14 protein-coding genes and 1 pseudogene are annotated in these 14,467 nt (G+C 64.8%); 8 read left to right on the plus strand and 7 right to left on the minus strand.

Features of this window, described 5'->3' with window-relative positions:
- Positions 1 to 53: 53 nt before the first annotated feature.
- On the minus strand, positions 54 to 1,379 hold the full coding sequence (rimO, locus tag IVA78_RS02310) for a 30S ribosomal protein S12 methylthiotransferase RimO (protein ID WP_247275648.1): 1,326 nt from the start codon (positions 1,377 to 1,379) through the stop codon (positions 54 to 56).
- A 110-nt stretch (positions 1,380 to 1,489) separates the two neighbouring features.
- On the opposite strand from rimO, the gene IVA78_RS02315 reads away from it, so the two are divergent.
- The 5 genes from IVA78_RS02315 (at position 1,490) to IVA78_RS02335 (ending at position 7,375) form a co-directional block, all read left to right on the plus strand.
- A complete protein-coding gene (locus IVA78_RS02315; protein WP_008564898.1) occupies positions 1,490 to 2,080 on the plus strand; it encodes an ANTAR domain-containing protein in 591 nt (196 codons plus the stop codon).
- Complete coding sequence (locus IVA78_RS02320) at positions 2,077 to 3,240, plus strand: CmpA/NrtA family ABC transporter substrate-binding protein (RefSeq protein ID WP_247275647.1); 1,164 nt, start codon at positions 2,077 to 2,079, stop codon at positions 3,238 to 3,240. Before IVA78_RS02315 ends, IVA78_RS02320 begins: the two co-directional genes overlap by 4 nt.
- 337 nt (positions 3,241 to 3,577) lie before the next feature.
- Positions 3,578 to 5,359 carry a NirA family protein gene (locus tag IVA78_RS02325; protein ID WP_247275646.1) on the plus strand — a complete coding sequence of 594 codons (1,782 nt, stop codon included), beginning with the start codon at positions 3,578 to 3,580 and terminating at the stop codon, positions 5,357 to 5,359.
- Positions 5,356 to 6,966, plus strand: a complete 1,611-nt coding sequence (locus IVA78_RS02330) for a sulfite reductase subunit alpha (protein ID WP_247275645.1) — start codon at positions 5,356 to 5,358, stop codon at positions 6,964 to 6,966. Before IVA78_RS02325 ends, IVA78_RS02330 begins: the two co-directional genes overlap by 4 nt.
- 256 nt (positions 6,967 to 7,222) lie before the next feature.
- Positions 7,223 to 7,375: a hypothetical protein gene (locus tag IVA78_RS02335; RefSeq protein WP_212025333.1), complete on the plus strand. Its 153-nt coding sequence runs from the start codon at positions 7,223 to 7,225 to the stop codon at positions 7,373 to 7,375.
- On the opposite strand, the gene IVA78_RS02340 is transcribed toward IVA78_RS02335, so the two are convergent.
- Genes IVA78_RS02340 through pxpB form a run of 3 tightly spaced genes read right to left on the minus strand, consistent with a single transcriptional unit; the run spans position 7,376 to position 9,943 of the window.
- The gene (locus IVA78_RS02340) at positions 7,376 to 8,146 is read right to left on the minus strand and encodes a 5-oxoprolinase subunit PxpA (protein ID WP_247275644.1); all 771 of its coding nucleotides are present in this window, start codon (positions 8,144 to 8,146) and stop codon (positions 7,376 to 7,378) included. It lies immediately after the preceding gene.
- A 31-nt stretch (positions 8,147 to 8,177) separates the two neighbouring features.
- Entirely contained in the window at positions 8,178 to 9,215 is a 1,038-nt protein-coding gene (locus tag IVA78_RS02345) for a biotin-dependent carboxyltransferase family protein (protein WP_247275643.1), read from the minus strand.
- Positions 9,212 to 9,943 (minus strand): 5-oxoprolinase subunit PxpB, encoded by a 732-nt coding sequence (gene pxpB, locus IVA78_RS02350; RefSeq protein WP_247275642.1) that lies wholly within the window; start codon positions 9,941 to 9,943, stop codon positions 9,212 to 9,214. The genes IVA78_RS02345 and pxpB overlap by 4 nt, the downstream gene beginning before the upstream one ends.
- Before the next feature lie 248 nt (positions 9,944 to 10,191).
- On the opposite strand from pxpB, the gene IVA78_RS02355 reads away from it, so the two are divergent.
- Together IVA78_RS02355 and IVA78_RS02360 are read left to right on the plus strand one after the other, a co-directional pair.
- A complete protein-coding gene (locus tag IVA78_RS02355) occupies positions 10,192 to 10,890 on the plus strand; it encodes a ribonuclease activity regulator RraA (RefSeq protein ID WP_247419471.1) in 699 nt (232 codons plus the stop codon).
- A gap of 24 nt (positions 10,891 to 10,914) precedes the next feature.
- Complete coding sequence (locus IVA78_RS02360; RefSeq protein ID WP_247275640.1) at positions 10,915 to 11,319, plus strand: cupin domain-containing protein; 405 nt, start codon at positions 10,915 to 10,917, stop codon at positions 11,317 to 11,319.
- 157 nt (positions 11,320 to 11,476) lie between these two features.
- On the opposite strand, the gene IVA78_RS02365 is transcribed toward IVA78_RS02360, so the two are convergent.
- The 3 genes and pseudogenes from IVA78_RS02365 to IVA78_RS02375 all read right to left on the minus strand — a co-directional run bounded on the left by IVA78_RS02365 (position 11,477) and on the right by IVA78_RS02375 (position 13,838).
- Positions 11,477 to 11,833 carry a hypothetical protein gene (locus IVA78_RS02365; protein WP_247275639.1) on the minus strand — a complete coding sequence of 119 codons (357 nt, stop codon included), beginning with the start codon at positions 11,831 to 11,833 and terminating at the stop codon, positions 11,477 to 11,479.
- A gap of 180 nt (positions 11,834 to 12,013) precedes the next feature.
- Positions 12,014 to 12,886, minus strand: coding sequence for a DUF2147 domain-containing protein (locus tag IVA78_RS02370; RefSeq protein ID WP_247419473.1), 873 nt, complete (start codon positions 12,884 to 12,886; stop codon positions 12,014 to 12,016).
- A 171-nt stretch (positions 12,887 to 13,057) separates the two neighbouring features.
- A pseudogene (locus IVA78_RS02375) lies at positions 13,058 to 13,838 on the minus strand (transporter substrate-binding domain-containing protein).
- Positions 13,839 to 13,943: 105 nt separating this feature from the next.
- Here IVA78_RS02375 and IVA78_RS02380 point away from each other — a divergent pair.
- Positions 13,944 to 14,441 (plus strand): DUF1993 domain-containing protein, encoded by a 498-nt coding sequence (locus tag IVA78_RS02380; RefSeq protein ID WP_247275675.1) that lies wholly within the window; start codon positions 13,944 to 13,946, stop codon positions 14,439 to 14,441.
- Positions 14,442 to 14,467 lie beyond the last annotated feature (26 nt).

Consider the following 14,467-nt stretch of genomic DNA (forward strand, 5'->3'; position numbering starts at 1 on the left):
CGAAGCGCGGCTTCCTCGCTGCTTCCGGACGCAGGTCAAGTTTTGACGAGCCGTCAGAATCCCGCGACGCTGCCGTACAGATCGTATGCGTCGGCGCGCTCGATCTTGGCGGTGACGATCTCGCCGACGCGCAAGGGGCGGCGGCTGGAGAGATAGACGGCGCCGTCGATCTCGGGCGCATCCGCCTTGGAGCGGCCCTTTGCCACCGTCGGGCCGACCTCGTCGATGATGATCTGCTGGCGTGTGCCGACCTTGCGCTTCAGCCGCCGTGCCGAGATCTTCTGTTGGCGGGCCATCAGCGCATTGTAGCGCTCCTGCTTGATCTCTTCCGGGACCGGGTTCTCGATCGCATTCGACGTGGCGCCCGCGACCGGCTCGTATTTGAAGCAGCCGACGCGGTCGATCTCCGCTTCATCCAGCCAGTCGAGCAGATAGGCGAAGTCGGCATCGGTCTCGCCGGGGAAGCCGACGATGAAGGTGGAGCGCAAGGCGAGATCGGGACATTCCTCACGCCAGCGCTTGATGCGCGCCAGCGTCTTGTCCTGCGCCGCCGGGCGCTTCATCGCCTTCAGCACCTCGGGGCTCGCGTGCTGGAACGGGATGTCGAGATAGGGCAGCACCTTGCCCTCGTTCATCAGCGCGATGACATCATCGACATGCGGGTAGGGGTAGACATATTGCAGCCGGACCCATGCTCCGAGCTCGCCGAGCTCGCGCGCGAGATCGAGGAATTTGGCACGGACCTGGCGATCCTTCCACGGGCTCTCGGCGTATTTGAGATCGATGCCGTAAGCGGACGTGTCCTGCGAGATCACCAGCAGCTCCTTGACGCCGGCGCCGACCAGGCGCTCGGCCTCGCGCAGCACGTCGTTGGCGGGGCGCGAGACGAGATCGCCGCGCAGCTTCGGGATGATGCAGAAGGTGCAGCGGTTGTTGCAGCCTTCGGAGATCTTCAAATAGGCATAGTGCCGCGGCGTCAGCTTGATGCCTTGTGGCGGCACCAGGTCGAGATGCGGATTATGGGCCGGCGGCAGCGCGCGATGCACGGCGTCGAGCACGCTCTCATATTGCTGCGGGCCGGTGATGGAGAGCACGCCCGGATAGGCCTGCTCGATCTGCTCGGGTTCCGCGCCCATGCAGCCTGTTACGATCACCTTGCCGTTCTCGGCCATGGCCTCGCCGATCGCCGAGAGCGATTCCTGCTTGGCGCTGTCGAGGAATCCGCAGGTGTTGACGATGACGATGTCGGCCCCGTCATGCTTGCGGGCGAGCTCGTAACCCTCGGCGCGCAGGCGCGTGATGATGCGCTCGGAATCCACCAATGCCTTGGGACACCCGAGCGACACGAAGCTGACCTTGGGCGCAGCCGTCTGATCCATATCTGAACTGCCTGATTGACCGGCCTGAGCTAGTCCCAATTGCCCACAATTACAACCCTTTGCAGGGCGTTCCGGCGTGCTATGGATGAATCACTGGTGGTGAGTGAGCTATGAGCGCCGAACAGTCGCCCAAAATCGTGATCGTCGATGAAAGCCCGATCCGGGCTGCGATCCTGGAGGAAGGATTGCGGGAGGCCGGATTCACGCAGGTCGTCCATATCCGCGAGATGCAGAGCCTGCTTGCCCGTATTTATGCGGTCGACCCCGACATCATCCTGATCGATCTGGAGAACCCCAGTCGCGACGTGCTGGAGGCGATGTTCCAGGTCAGCCGCGCCGTGAAGCGGCCGATCGCGATGTTCGTCGACCAGAGCGATTCCGCCTCGATCCAAGCCTCGGTCGAGGCGGGGGTATCCGCCTACATCGTCGACGGGCTGAAGAAGGAGCGCATCAAGCCGATCCTCGACCTCTGCGTGTCTCGCTTCAACGCTTTCGCCAAGCTCCAGGAGGAGCTGGAACGCACCAAGTCGCAGCTCGAGGACCGCAAGATCATCGAACGCGCCAAGGGCATCCTGATGAAGGTGAAGGGCCTCACCGAAGACGAAGCCTATGTGCTGCTGCGCTCCACCGCGATGCGCGAGAAGAAGAAAATCGGCGAGATCGCGCAGTCGATCATCACCGCGTCGGAGATGCTGAAATGACCGCGCCCCTTCGCATCGGGTTCATTCCGCTGGTTGATGCCGCCGCCCTGATCGTCGCCGTCGACAAGGGCTTTGCCGCTGCCGAAGGGCTCGAGGTCGAGCTGGTGCGCGAGGTGTCCTGGTCCAACGTCCGCGACAAGCTCAATATCGGCCTGTTCGACGCCGCGCATCTGCTCGCGCCCGTCGCGATCGCGTCCTCGCTCGGGCTCGGCCACGTCAAGGTGCCGATCGCCGCGCCCTTCAATCTCGGCATCAACGGCAACGCGATCACGGTGTCGCCGGCGCTCCACGCCGCGCTGATGGAGGAGATCGACGGCGACCGCTTCGATCCGCTTGTCACCGCCAAGGCGCTGGCGAAGGTGGTCGCCAAGCGCCGCAAGGCCGGGGCCGATCCACTGACCTTCGGCATGACCTTCCCGTTCTCGACCCACAATTACCAATTGCGGTTCTGGATGGCGGCGGCCGGCGTCGATCCCGATGAGGACGTGCGCCTTGTCGTGCTGCCGCCGCCCTACATGGTCGACAGTCTCAAGAGCGGGCACGTCGACGCATTCTGCGTCGGTGCGCCCTGGAACTCGATCGCGGTCGATCTCGGCATCGGCCATATCCTGCATTTCGTCTCCGACATTTTGGTGCGCGCGGCGGAGAAGGTCCTGGCCGTCCGCCAGGTCTGGGCCGACAAGAATCCGGACGTGGTCGCCAGCCTCGTGCGCGCGGCGGTGAAGGCGGCCGAGTTCATCGAGCATCCGGAAAACCGGATCGAAGCGGCGCGGATACTGGCGCAACCCGAGCGGATCGGCGTCGATGCCGAAGTCATCCAGCGCACCCTCACGGGACGTCTGAAGATTTCGCCGGACGGGACGTTCCGCGAGAGCGGCCGCTATCTGCTGGTTGGGCGCGAGGAGGCTGGGCGCCCCGATCCGGTTCAGGCCGCCTGGCTCTATGCGCAAATGGTACGTTGGGGGCAGGCGGCGTTGAGCCCGGACGGCGCCAAGACGGCGATGGCGGTGTTCAGGTCCGACCTTTACGATGCCGCCCTCGGCCGCCGCCCGCCCGACGAAGCCCCGGCGGCATTTGGGGCCTTCGCCGGGCCGGCGTTCGATGCTGACAACATCCTGCAACATCTAGAGGCCTTCGACGTGGGGCGTTGGAAGGCCTGATCGTCTCTGCATAATTTTAAGGCAATCCATCTCATCGACTAAATTTTGAGCTGACTGCTCGAATTTCATGAGGTGATCCGCGACCGGAATGTTCCGGAGCTGCTGCTAAGTGATTGAATTCTCAATTTTTCTTATTTCGTCGAAGCTGGCACGCAACTTGAATGTTGCACTGCGGCCAGCTTGTCACAGGTGCCTGCTGAGCCGAAACCCGCAGCAACGAAGCTGATCGGACCGCTGGGTCACGAGGCCGGCTCTTGGAGCCAGCCGAGATACCTCGCGGGTCGTGCCAATTTCCGTCGATACCACCTCGGTGGCCGCAGGAGCTTCGTTACCGACCATGAAAATCGATACGCTCGCAGTCGACTTTACCGACGAGCAGAAACGCTATCTCGAAGGCTTCACGACCGGTCTGCAGATCAGCCGCGTCGGTCGCGGTCTCGGCGGCGGCGCCGCCAAGGCGAGCGCCGAGCCCACCGGTCCCGATGCCGTGCACATCAAGGCGCAGGACAAGGTGATCGCGTCGGGCAAGAAGCTCGCCGACCAGGAGAAGTTCAAGCGCGAGGAGCATCCTTTCGATGCTTATTCGCGCTTGCGTCAGCAGGCGCTCGACAACGCGCCGCCGAGCCCGGCGGACAATTTCCGCTGGCGCTATTACGGCATCTTCTATGTCGCGCCGACGCAGGATTCCTACATGAGCCGCCTGCGGATTCCCAACGGCATCATGAAGCACTGGCAGCTGTCCGGCCTTGCCGATCTCGCCGACGAACTCTGCGGCCCCTACAGCCACGTCACCACGCGCGCGAATCTCCAGCTTCGTGAGATTCCGCCGAAGAACGCCGTGAAGCTGATCGAGGGCATCCAGGACCTCGGCCTGTGCTCGCGCGGCTCCGGCGCCGACAACATCCGCAACGTGACGGGAACGCCGACGGCGGGCATCGATCCGCAGGAGCTGATCGACACGCAGCCTTATGCGCGCGAGTGGCACTATCACATCCTCAATGACCGCTCGCTCTACGGCTTGCCGCGCAAGTTCAACGTCGCCTTCGATGGTGCCGGCAGGATCGCGGTACTCGAGGAGACCAATGACATCGCATTCACCGCGTACGAGGTGAAGGACGGTTTCGGCGTCGAGCCCGGAGTCTGGTTCCGTCTCGGTCTCGGCGGCATCACCGGCCACAAGGATTTCGCCAAATATTCCGGCATCATCGTCAAGCCGGAGCAGGCGACCGCGGTCGCCGACGCAATCGTGCGCGTGTTCATCGACCATGGTGACCGCACCAACCGCAACAAGGCGCGTCTGAAATACGTGCTCGACAGCATGGGCCATGACGGCTTCCTCAAGCTGGTCGAGGAGCGATTGAAGACACCGTTCACGCGCGTGCCCGGAGAGGCCTTTGCGCCTCGGCCGGCCGCGGACCGCATGGCGCATGTCGGCGTGCACAAGCAGAAGCAGGACGGTCTCAACTGGATCGGCGTGTCGCTGACACTCGGCAAGCTCACCTGCGATCAGATGCGCGGCCTTGCCAAGATCGCACGGGATCTCGGCGACGGCGAGATCCGCCTCACGGTCTGGCAGAACCTTCTGATCTCGGGCGTGCGCAACGAGAATGTCGAGCTTGCCATCGCGGCGATCAAGCAGATCGGGCTCGCGGTCGAGGCCTCGCATATCCGCGCCGGCCTGATCGCCTGCACCGGCAATGCGGGCTGCCGCTTCGCCGCGGCGAACACCAAGCGCCATGCCGAAGAGATCGGTGACTGGTGCGAGCCGCGCGTTCCGATGGACAAGCCGGTCAACATCCATGTCACCGGCTGTCACCATTCCTGCGCGCAGCACTACATCAGCGACATCGGTCTGATCGGGGCGCGCGTGCCTGTCAACGAGGAGGACACGGTCGAGGGCTATCACCTTTTCACCGGCGGCGGGTTCGGCCCTGACGCGGACGTCGGGCAGGAGGTCTATCACGACCTCAAGGCCGAGGATGCGCCGAAGACGGTCGAAGGACTGCTCAAGGCCTATATCGCCCATCGTTCGTCTCCCGATGAAACCTTCCTGTCCTTTGCGCGCCGCCATGACGGCGAAACGCTGCGCAAGCTCGCCGATGCACAGGTGTCCGCATGAACCAGATCACGCCTCCGCCGAAACTCGACATCATTCCCGCCAGCGCACCGTTCTCCGATGCGCAGCGTTCCTGGCTGAACGGCTTCTTTGCCGGACTGTTGTCGCCTGACGCCGCCGCGCCGCTGTCGGCGGAGCAGGGCGCGGCCGTCATGCAAGGCGCCGCCGGCGACGGCGACGACGGCGAAGCGCCGTGGCACGACCAGACCTTGCCGATTGCCGAGCGGATGAAACTCGCCGAGGGCCGTCCCCTGCGCCGCAAAATGATGGCGGCGATGGCGCAGCAGGATTGCGGCCAGTGCGGCTACAATTGCCACGATTATTCCGAGGCCATCGCGAGCCGCAGCGAAGCACGGCTCAACCTCTGCGTTCCCGGCGGCAAGGAAACCGCGCGAATGCTGAAGTCGCTGTACGAGGAGCTCGACAAGGCCCCGGCGGCCAAAGCGGCGGACAAGCCGGACACGGCCGCGCCAGCGGTGACCGTGACCATCGCAGAGCCGGGCCGCTCGCGCGACAACCCCGTGACCGCGACTTTCCTGTCGCGCCGTCTTCTCAACAAGGGAAAGTCGGAGAAGGAGACCTACCACATCGAGTTCGATCTCTCCGAGAGCAGGCTCGACTACGTCGTCGGCGACAGTTTTGGTGTGTTCGCGCGCAACGATGTCGGCCTCGTCGACCAGATCATCGCGCTGCTCGGCGCCTCCCACACCACCAAGGTCAACGGCAAGACGTTGCGCGAGGTGCTGATCGAGGACGTCTCGCTGTCGCCGGCGCCGGACACGCTGTTCGAGCTGATCTCCTTCATCACCGGCGGTGCGGCGCGCGAGAAGGCGCGGGCGCTGGCGCAGGGCGAGGATCCCGATGGCGATGCGGCGACGCTCGACGTCATGGCCGCGCTCCAGAAGTTTTCGGGCACGCGGCCGCATCCGGAGGCCTTCGTCGAGGCGCTGGAGCCGCTTCAGCCGCGGCTCTATTCGATCTCGTCCTCGCACAACGCGACGCCCGGAAAGCTATCGCTGACGGTCGATTCGGTGCGCTACGTTGTCGGCAAGCGCAAGCGCCTCGGCGTCGCCTCGACCTTCCTCGGCGAGCGTATCAACGAGGGCGAGAAGCTCAATGTCTATGTGCAGAAGGCACACGCCTTCGGCCTGCCGCAGGACCCGAAGACGCCAATCATCATGGTCGGCCCCGGCACCGGCATCGCGCCGTTCCGCGCCTTCCTGCTCGACCGCAAGGCTACCGGCGCGCCCGGCAAGAACTGGCTGTTCTTCGGGCACCAGCGCAGCGATTGCGACTTCTTCTACCAGGAGGAGCTCAACGCGATGAAGACCTCGGGTCTGCTCACGCGACTGTCGCTGGCCTGGTCGCGCGACGGTGAGAAGAAGTTTTACGTGCAGGACCGCATGCGCGAGGTCGGCCGTGAGGTGTGGACGTGGCTTGCCGAAGGCGCGCATCTCTACATCTGCGGCGATGCCAAGCGCATGGCCAAGGACGTCGAGCGCGCGCTGGTCGACATCGTCGCCCAGTTCGGCGCACGTTCGACCGACGAAGCCGTCAGTTTCGTCGCCGAGCTCAAGAAGACCGGCCGATTCCAGGCTGACGTTTATTAAAACGCGAGAACATCGGGATGAGTCGTCCGGTTGATCGGACGGCCTTCCCAGGGTTTGGCCTGGCCATCATCCCTTGCGAGCCGGTTCCGGCTGCCTCGGAATTTAACGAATGAGATTCTCGGAACCTTCGCTTGCGGAGAATATGCATCTGCAATGAGCCTCCTATGAAGAAGCTCATCGCTTTTTCTGTCGACGTCTTGCCGGCACCCCCGGTTGATCCATCATAATCCCGCAAATGGGGCACTGGAGATCGACCATGCGCGAATTATCGGCCGAGGCCAGACTGCACTTCTACGCGCGCTCGCTCTCGCGTCGGACCGGGACGAGCATGCATCATGTCGCGCTCTATAGCGCGTTCGCCGTCATCGCGGCGATCGTGTTCGGCACGTTGTCGGTGCATCCGTTCTGATCACGCCCCGCGCTTGAACGGCGCGACCTCGATCCCCGCATTCTTCAACGCCTGACGCACACCGCGCGCGATCTCGACGGCGCCAGGCGTATCGCCGTGGATGCAGACCGTGTCCGTGCGCATCTTGATCACCTTGCCGGTGACAGAGACCACCGCGCCGTCCTGCACCATGCGCACGACGCGATCGGCGATCGCCGTGGCATCGTGCAGCACCGCGCCGGGTTTCTTGCGCGAGACAAGATTGCCGTCGTCCTCATAGGCGCGGTCGGCGAACACCTCGTGCACCATCGGCAGATTGGCCGCTTCGCCGGCCTTCACCAGCTTCGAGTTCGCGAGCACGACGAAGATCAGGCTGGGATCGACCGCCTTGATGCCGGCGGCGATCGCCTTCGCCGTCATGTCGTCCTCGCAGGCGACGTTGGAAAGCGCGCCATGCGCCTTCACATGCGTCACCTTGTACCCGGCTGCGGTCGCGATCGCCTGCAACGCGCCGATCTGGTAGGCGACGAGGTTCTCGATCTCGGATGCCTTCAGCCCCGCGATCGGATGCCGGCCAAAGCCGTGCAGATCGCGGTAGCCGGGATGCGCGCCGACCGAGACGCCGCGCGCTTTCGCGAGCTCCACCGTGCGGCGCATGATGTCAGGGTCGCCGGCGTGGAAGCCGCAGGCGACGTTGACCGAGCTTGCCAGCTCGATCATCGCCGCGTCATTGCCCATCTCCCACGCGCCAAAACCTTCGCCGAGGTCGCAATTGAGATCGACTGTCTTCATGGGTGCTCTCCGCCTCTGGTCTTGTTGCCGTTCACGGTTCCGCGGCGACCTGCCACGTCCCGGCATCGACGGCGCTCACGGCATAGCCCGCAACGTTAGCATCGCTGAGCGCCTCGATGTTGAGCGAGGTGGTGTCGGCAGGGCGCAGGCGATCGGGCAGGCTGCGGATCAGTTGCGCGAACTTGCGCGCCTCGTCCTGCGCCTCGGCCATGCTGACCGCCTTGAAACGGAACGCGGTTCCCGCCGAAGTCTGCGCGAGCCGGCCGACATCGGCCGTGATGACGGTTGCGATCTTCGGATAACCGCCCGAGGTGCCGCGATCCATCATCAGCACGATTGGCGCGCCATTGCCGGGCACCTGGATGCTGCCATTGACGGTGCCGTCGGAGACGATGTTGTGGCCGTGCAGATGCTTGATGGCGGGGCCCTCGAGGCGGTAGCCCATCCGATCGGAGGTTGCCGAGATCTTCCACTCGCTGTCCAGGAACAGCGCCTTGTTGGCGTCGTCGAATTCGTCGTCCTGCGGGCCCAGCAGAACACGGATCGGGCCGCTCACGGGCTTCGGCAACTCGATCCGCAGCTCGCTCGCGCCGCTTGCGGCATCAATGTTGAATTCGTCGCCGGCCTGGAGCGGGCGCGGGTAGGGGCTGCCGAGGCCCGCGCGCGCATTCACGGCGAGGCTGCCGAACACCGGCTCGCCCTTGATGGCGCCCTCGATCGCGAGATAGGTGAAGGCGCCGCCGCGGGCAAAGCCCAGCGTCAGAGTCTCGCCATCCTTCAAGATCACCGATGTGTCCATGGCGATCGGATTTCCGGCGACGTCCGCATTGCGCGGCGCGCCCGATATCGCGATGCGCACGGCGCCATCACGTGCGGTGAAGGAGGCGCCGAACGGGCCGATCTCGACGGCGGCCGCAAACGGCCCGTTGCCGACAAGCGTGTTCGCCGCAGCAAGCGACAGCCGGTCCATCGCCCCGCTCACCGTCAGTCCATAGCGCTGCGCGCCGTGGCGGCCGCCATCCTGAACGGAGCTTGCGGGCCCGATGCTGGTGACGACGAGCCGGCTCATGCGACCACCTGGTCGGCGACGATTTCGCCGGCTTCAGCAGCGCGGTCCAATTCTTCGAACGTCTTGTGGTCGATGGCGTAAAACGTCACGCGATCACCGGGTTCGGTGAGGAAGGTCGGATTGCGGTGGAGCTGATAGGTCCGCACCGGCGTGCGGCCCAGAAGGTGCCAGCCGCTCGGGGCGGCCAGGCATTGGATTCCGGCCTGGACGCCGCCGATCGAGATCGTGCCGGCGGGCGTCAGCACGCGCGGATTCTGTCGCCGCGACATGTGGAGAAATTTATCCAGCCCGCTGAGATAGGACCAGCCCGGCGTAAAGCCGATCATGGCGACCTTGTAGTCGCCGGCGACGTGACGGGCGACGATGTCGTCGGGGGTGGTGTTGAGCGCCTTGGCGACATCCTCGAGGTCGATGCCGTGCTCGCCGCCATAGGCGACGGGAATGCGCCAGCGGCGAGCCTTGGTTGCCGGAGGCAGCTTCTGGCTCGCGAGCGCGAGCAGCTTCTCGCCGAGCGCGTCGAAACCGATCTTGCCGGGATCGTAGTGCACCAGCAGCGAGCGATAAGTCGGCACGGCCTCAGTGATGCCGTCGATCGGGCTTGCGACAAGCGCCTTGTCGAGCGCCAGCACGCGCTGGTTGGCATCATCGTCGATGGTGCGGCTGAACTCGACCGTGACGGCGCTGTCGCCACTGGGCAAAAGGCGGGGCGGGGGAAGCGTCGAGGCCATGAGCTGTCGAAATCGGACTTCTGAAGAATGCGGTCCCCAGCGTTCGAGTTCCGCTTCGTCCTGCTTCGCGTAAATGCGCCCGCAAGTCCAATAAATTAATGCAAGGGGACACGATAAAGCCTTGTTATCGCGTCGCATAATAGCCCGGCGGCCCTGCGTTATTGCTAGCCTCTTGGCCCTTGACGCAAGGCGCCCGGCTCGCAAGATGCGCGCGTTCTTTCCCGCCCATCCGGAGCTCGTCTGTTTCCATGTCGCTGTCCCCCGAAGCCCGCAAAACCCTCGTCGGCATCACCACCGCCACCATCACCACGGTCCTGCTGAAGAAGGGCCTGCGCAATGTGTGGATGCGCGGCGCGCGTCCGTTGCGACCGGGCCTGCCGCGCCTGGTGGGTCCGGCCTTCACCCTGCGCTTCGTGCCTGCGCGCGAGGATCTGGCGACGCCGGAATCCTGGTCATCGCCGATCTCGACCCGCACCGCGATCGAGGCAATGCCCGAAGGCTGCATCGCCGTGGTCGATGCCATGGGCATCACCGATGCCGGCATCTTCGGCGACATCCTCTGCGCGCGCATGGTCAAGCGCGGCGTGACCGCGCTCGTCACCGACGGCGTGGTGCGTGACGTCGAGGGCGTGCTTGGCACCAATCTTCCGGTCTGGTGCGACGGCTATGCCGCGCCGCCGTCGGTTGCGGGCCTCACCTTCGTCGGCTGGGGCGAGCCGATCGGCTGCGGCGGCGTCGCGGTGTTTCCCAACGACATCGTGGTCGCCGACCAGGACGGCTGCGTGCTGATCCCGCAGGCGATGCTCGATCACGTGCTCAACGAGGGTGTCGAGCAGGAGCGGATGGAAGCCTGGATCGTCAACGAGGTGAACAACGGCGCCGTGCTGCCTGGCCTCTATCCCATGAATGCCGAAACCAAGGCGCGCTACGCCGCCAGCAAGAAGTAACCGGGAAGGAACGAGGTAATCCCCATGGAGATCACTATTGCAGGCACGCGGCCGACCCGCCGTGCGCCGAAGGAAAACTTCACCGGCACCGTGTGGCAGGACCCGGTCATCATGGCGCCCGCGCCGGCACGGCTGAACTGCTCGCGCGTTGCGTTCGAGCCGGGCGCGCGCACCAACTGGCACCATCATCCGCTCGGCCAGACGCTCTACGTCATCTCCGGCGTCGGGCGCGTGCAGTCCAAGGGCGGCCCGATCCGCGAGATCCGCCCGGGCGACACCGTCTGGATTCCGCCGGGCGAATTGCACTGGCACGGCGCATCGCCGACCAACGGCATGTGCCACATCGCCATGCAGGAAGCGCTCGATGGCGTCTATTCGACCTGGCTGGAGCCGGTCACCGACGCCGAATATGGGGCAGCGGTCGGCTAAGGCGCTCGCGTGCGGGGCAAGGTGTATCGCCCCAGGGCGATGCATCGCCGATCCCGAGACCGGAAATTTGGGACTACCCGAGCGCTGGGTTCCGGCTCTGCGCAGAGACGCCGTAGCGCGTTTACGGGCGTCCTGGCTGCTTGTCCCCGCGGCACCATCACATTCTTTCCGCCGTCCACGTCCCCCTGCACATGGCGCCACGCCAGGTGCCGGAGCCGGAAGTGCCGGTGAGCCGGCCGAAACCGACGGCGCGCTTGATGCCGGTGCTCAGCGTGACGTTGATGTTGCCGGCATCGGCGACGCGGCCCGACGCCGTCACCGCGGCGCTGCTCGATGCGATGTGACCATTGTTGATTCCGATCGAGACGGTCGCGCCGTCGCCGCAGGCCTGGATCGAGGAGGCGATGCGGACATTCCATGCACCGTCGAAGGCGGAGCCCGCAGCATCGGCCTGCGCGAGCGGGAAGGCGATAGTGACAATGGTGGCGAAGAGAGCCTTGCGAAAGCCGTTCATGACACGCCCCTGTGGTTGACCGTTCGGGGATCGTGACATGGACCGGGAACCGGCGATGTGAGGGCTGTCACGTGTGCAGGAGGTTGAGTGAGGTTGCTCACCTCGCAACAGAAGGGCGCGTAAAAACAAAGGGACCCGCATCGGGGCCCCCTTGCATTGGTCAGAACGATCAGTCCGATCTCAGTTCACCCGCGTCCAGGTCTGGCCGCCGCAGAACATGCCGCCGAAGGCGCAGCCCTGCACGCGCAACCGGTCGGTGCCCTTCATCGCGATCGTCGAGTCGTAGGTCGAGCCGGAATTGGGGTCGAGGATGCGGCCTGACCATTTCTGGTCCTTGCCGGGCTTCATGTTGATCAGGACCTGCTCGCCGTTCTGGTTCGATTTCGAATCGACCGAATAGCCGCAGAGATTGGTGCCGCATTGCTCGATGCGGACCTTGCCTTCCTTCTCCTCCGTGAGCCAAACGCCGAGCGGCGAATTCAGATCGCGCGTGGGCGCGGCTGCCGGAGCAGGCGTGGCTGCAGCCGCCTGAACGGGAGCGGGGGCAGGCGCCGGCGCGGGTGGCGGAGGCGGCGCCGGTGGTGCGGCAGCCACGGTCGGGGCGGGCGGTGGCGTCACAGCGGGCGCCGCCTGCTGCTCGACGGGAGCAGCGGCCGAAGGCGGCGCAGGGGGCGGCGCCACGGCCGTGTCGGCGGGCGTGTTGTTGGCGGTGGCCGGTGACGGAGCGGGTGGTTGCGGCGCTGCGGGCGGCGCTGCTGCGGCGGCGGGTGCAGGCGCCTGCACGGCCGCGGGCGGCGCGGCGGCGGGAGCGGGGGCAGGTGCCGGAGCAGCAGCCGGCGCTTGCGGATCCACCGTGGCCTGCTGCGGCGCCTGCTCGTTCTTCTTGGCCTTCTTGGCCTTGCCCTGGCCGGTGTTGTCGTACACGCCGGGGATCTGCACCGTGCCGCGGTCGGGATCGATGCGGATGGTGCGCCCGCCATATTCGAAAGTGTATTGTGCCTGAGCAGCCGTGCTCGCCAACAGGAATGCGGCCGTAGCCAACAGCTTCCTCATTTCGCATCTCCTGAACAGATGGTCCCCGGACTGACGCATACGCTCCGGTTCGATCGCAAAAAGTGATCTAGATCACTTTCATCCGTATGAGTCGTGCTGCAATGCGTTCGGGTTCAATACGCCCGGAACCCGTCCACAGTTTGGCCGAAGCGAGCGACAGGGCGACGCAGCCTAGTTGAACCAGGCGGCATAGATCTTCTTGTAGCTGCCGTCTTCCATCGAGATGTGCAGCCATTGGTCGACGAAGGCTTTCAACGCGACATCGCGCTGCAGCCAATAGGCCTTCTCCGAAAAATCGAACGGCTTTTCAGGGTGCACCGCGCAGAGCACGCCGGCATGCTGCTTCTGCTGGTATCGCGTCTCGGAGGCCGTCGGTCATCATCAGATCGGCGTTGCCCTTGGCGATCTCGTCGAAGATCACGGTGTTGTCGGCAAAGACGGTGATCTCGGCATCCTTGATGTTGGCGCGCGCGAAGCGTTCGTTGGTGCCGCCCGGATTGACGATGATTCGGGTGCCCTTCTTGTCGATGTCGGCGATGCTCTGGTACTTGGCCGTGTCGGCGCAGCGCGCGATCGGCGTCTTGCCCTCCCGCATGATCGGCGTGGAGAAGAAGCCTTTCTTCTGCCGGTCGAGCGTGACGGAGACACCGCCCATGGCGATGTCGAACTGGTCGGCCTCGAAATCCTTCATCAGCTTCGGCCAGGCCGTCGGCACGAATTCGACCTTGACGCCGAGCGCCTTGCCAAGGGCCTGCGCCATGTCGACGTCGAAGCCGCTGAATTGCTGCGTGGTCTTGTCCAGATAGGTGAAGGGCTTGTAGTCGCCGGTCATGCCGACGCGCAAGGTGCCGCGCTTGACTATCTCGTCGAGGCGCGAGGGCGCCTGCTGCGCGTGCGCCGAGAGATTCACCAGCAACGCCACGGCCAAAGCTGCCCAGATTCGAACGATCATCTCTTTTCCACCCGTGCCCGAGCTGTCATTGTGCGGGGTGGATTTAGACCAGATGCCCGTCGCTGGCGAGGCGGAATTGAAGGGAATTCAGAGGTGACAATCTCGATGTACGAGGCCTCGGTAGGCCTCTTCGTGCCGTACTTGCGCAACCTGTCCGGATTGCTCGACAAGGGCGTGGCCTATGCCGAGACCCGCAAGTTCAATCCGGCGGTTCTGCTCGGTATGCGCCTGGCGCCGAACATGTACGATCTGGCGCAGCAGGTCGGCGAGGCCTGCCGCCATGGCGTGGTCGCCCCGGCCTTGCTGGCGGAGCGCGAACCGATCACGCTGCCGGTGCTGGAGCACGACATGGCCGGACTTCAGGCACGCATCGCGACGTCGATCGAGTTCATCGAAAGCCTGCCGCGCGCCGAGATAGACGCGTCGGCCGAACGCAATGTGTTCTTCAAGCTGAAGAACGGCACCGAGCTGCCATTCACCGGACGAACGCTGCTGCTGACCTTCAGCGTCCCGCAGTTCTTCTTTCACGTGACGACGGCCTACGACCTGTTGCGGCACGCCGGCGTCGAACTCGTGAAGAAGGATTATCTGGGAAGGAAGTAGATGCTCGGCCTTCACCTCTCCCCGGC

This window comes from Bradyrhizobium sp. 137 (assembly GCF_023074095.1).
GTDB lineage: Bacteria > Pseudomonadota > Alphaproteobacteria > Rhizobiales > Xanthobacteraceae > Bradyrhizobium.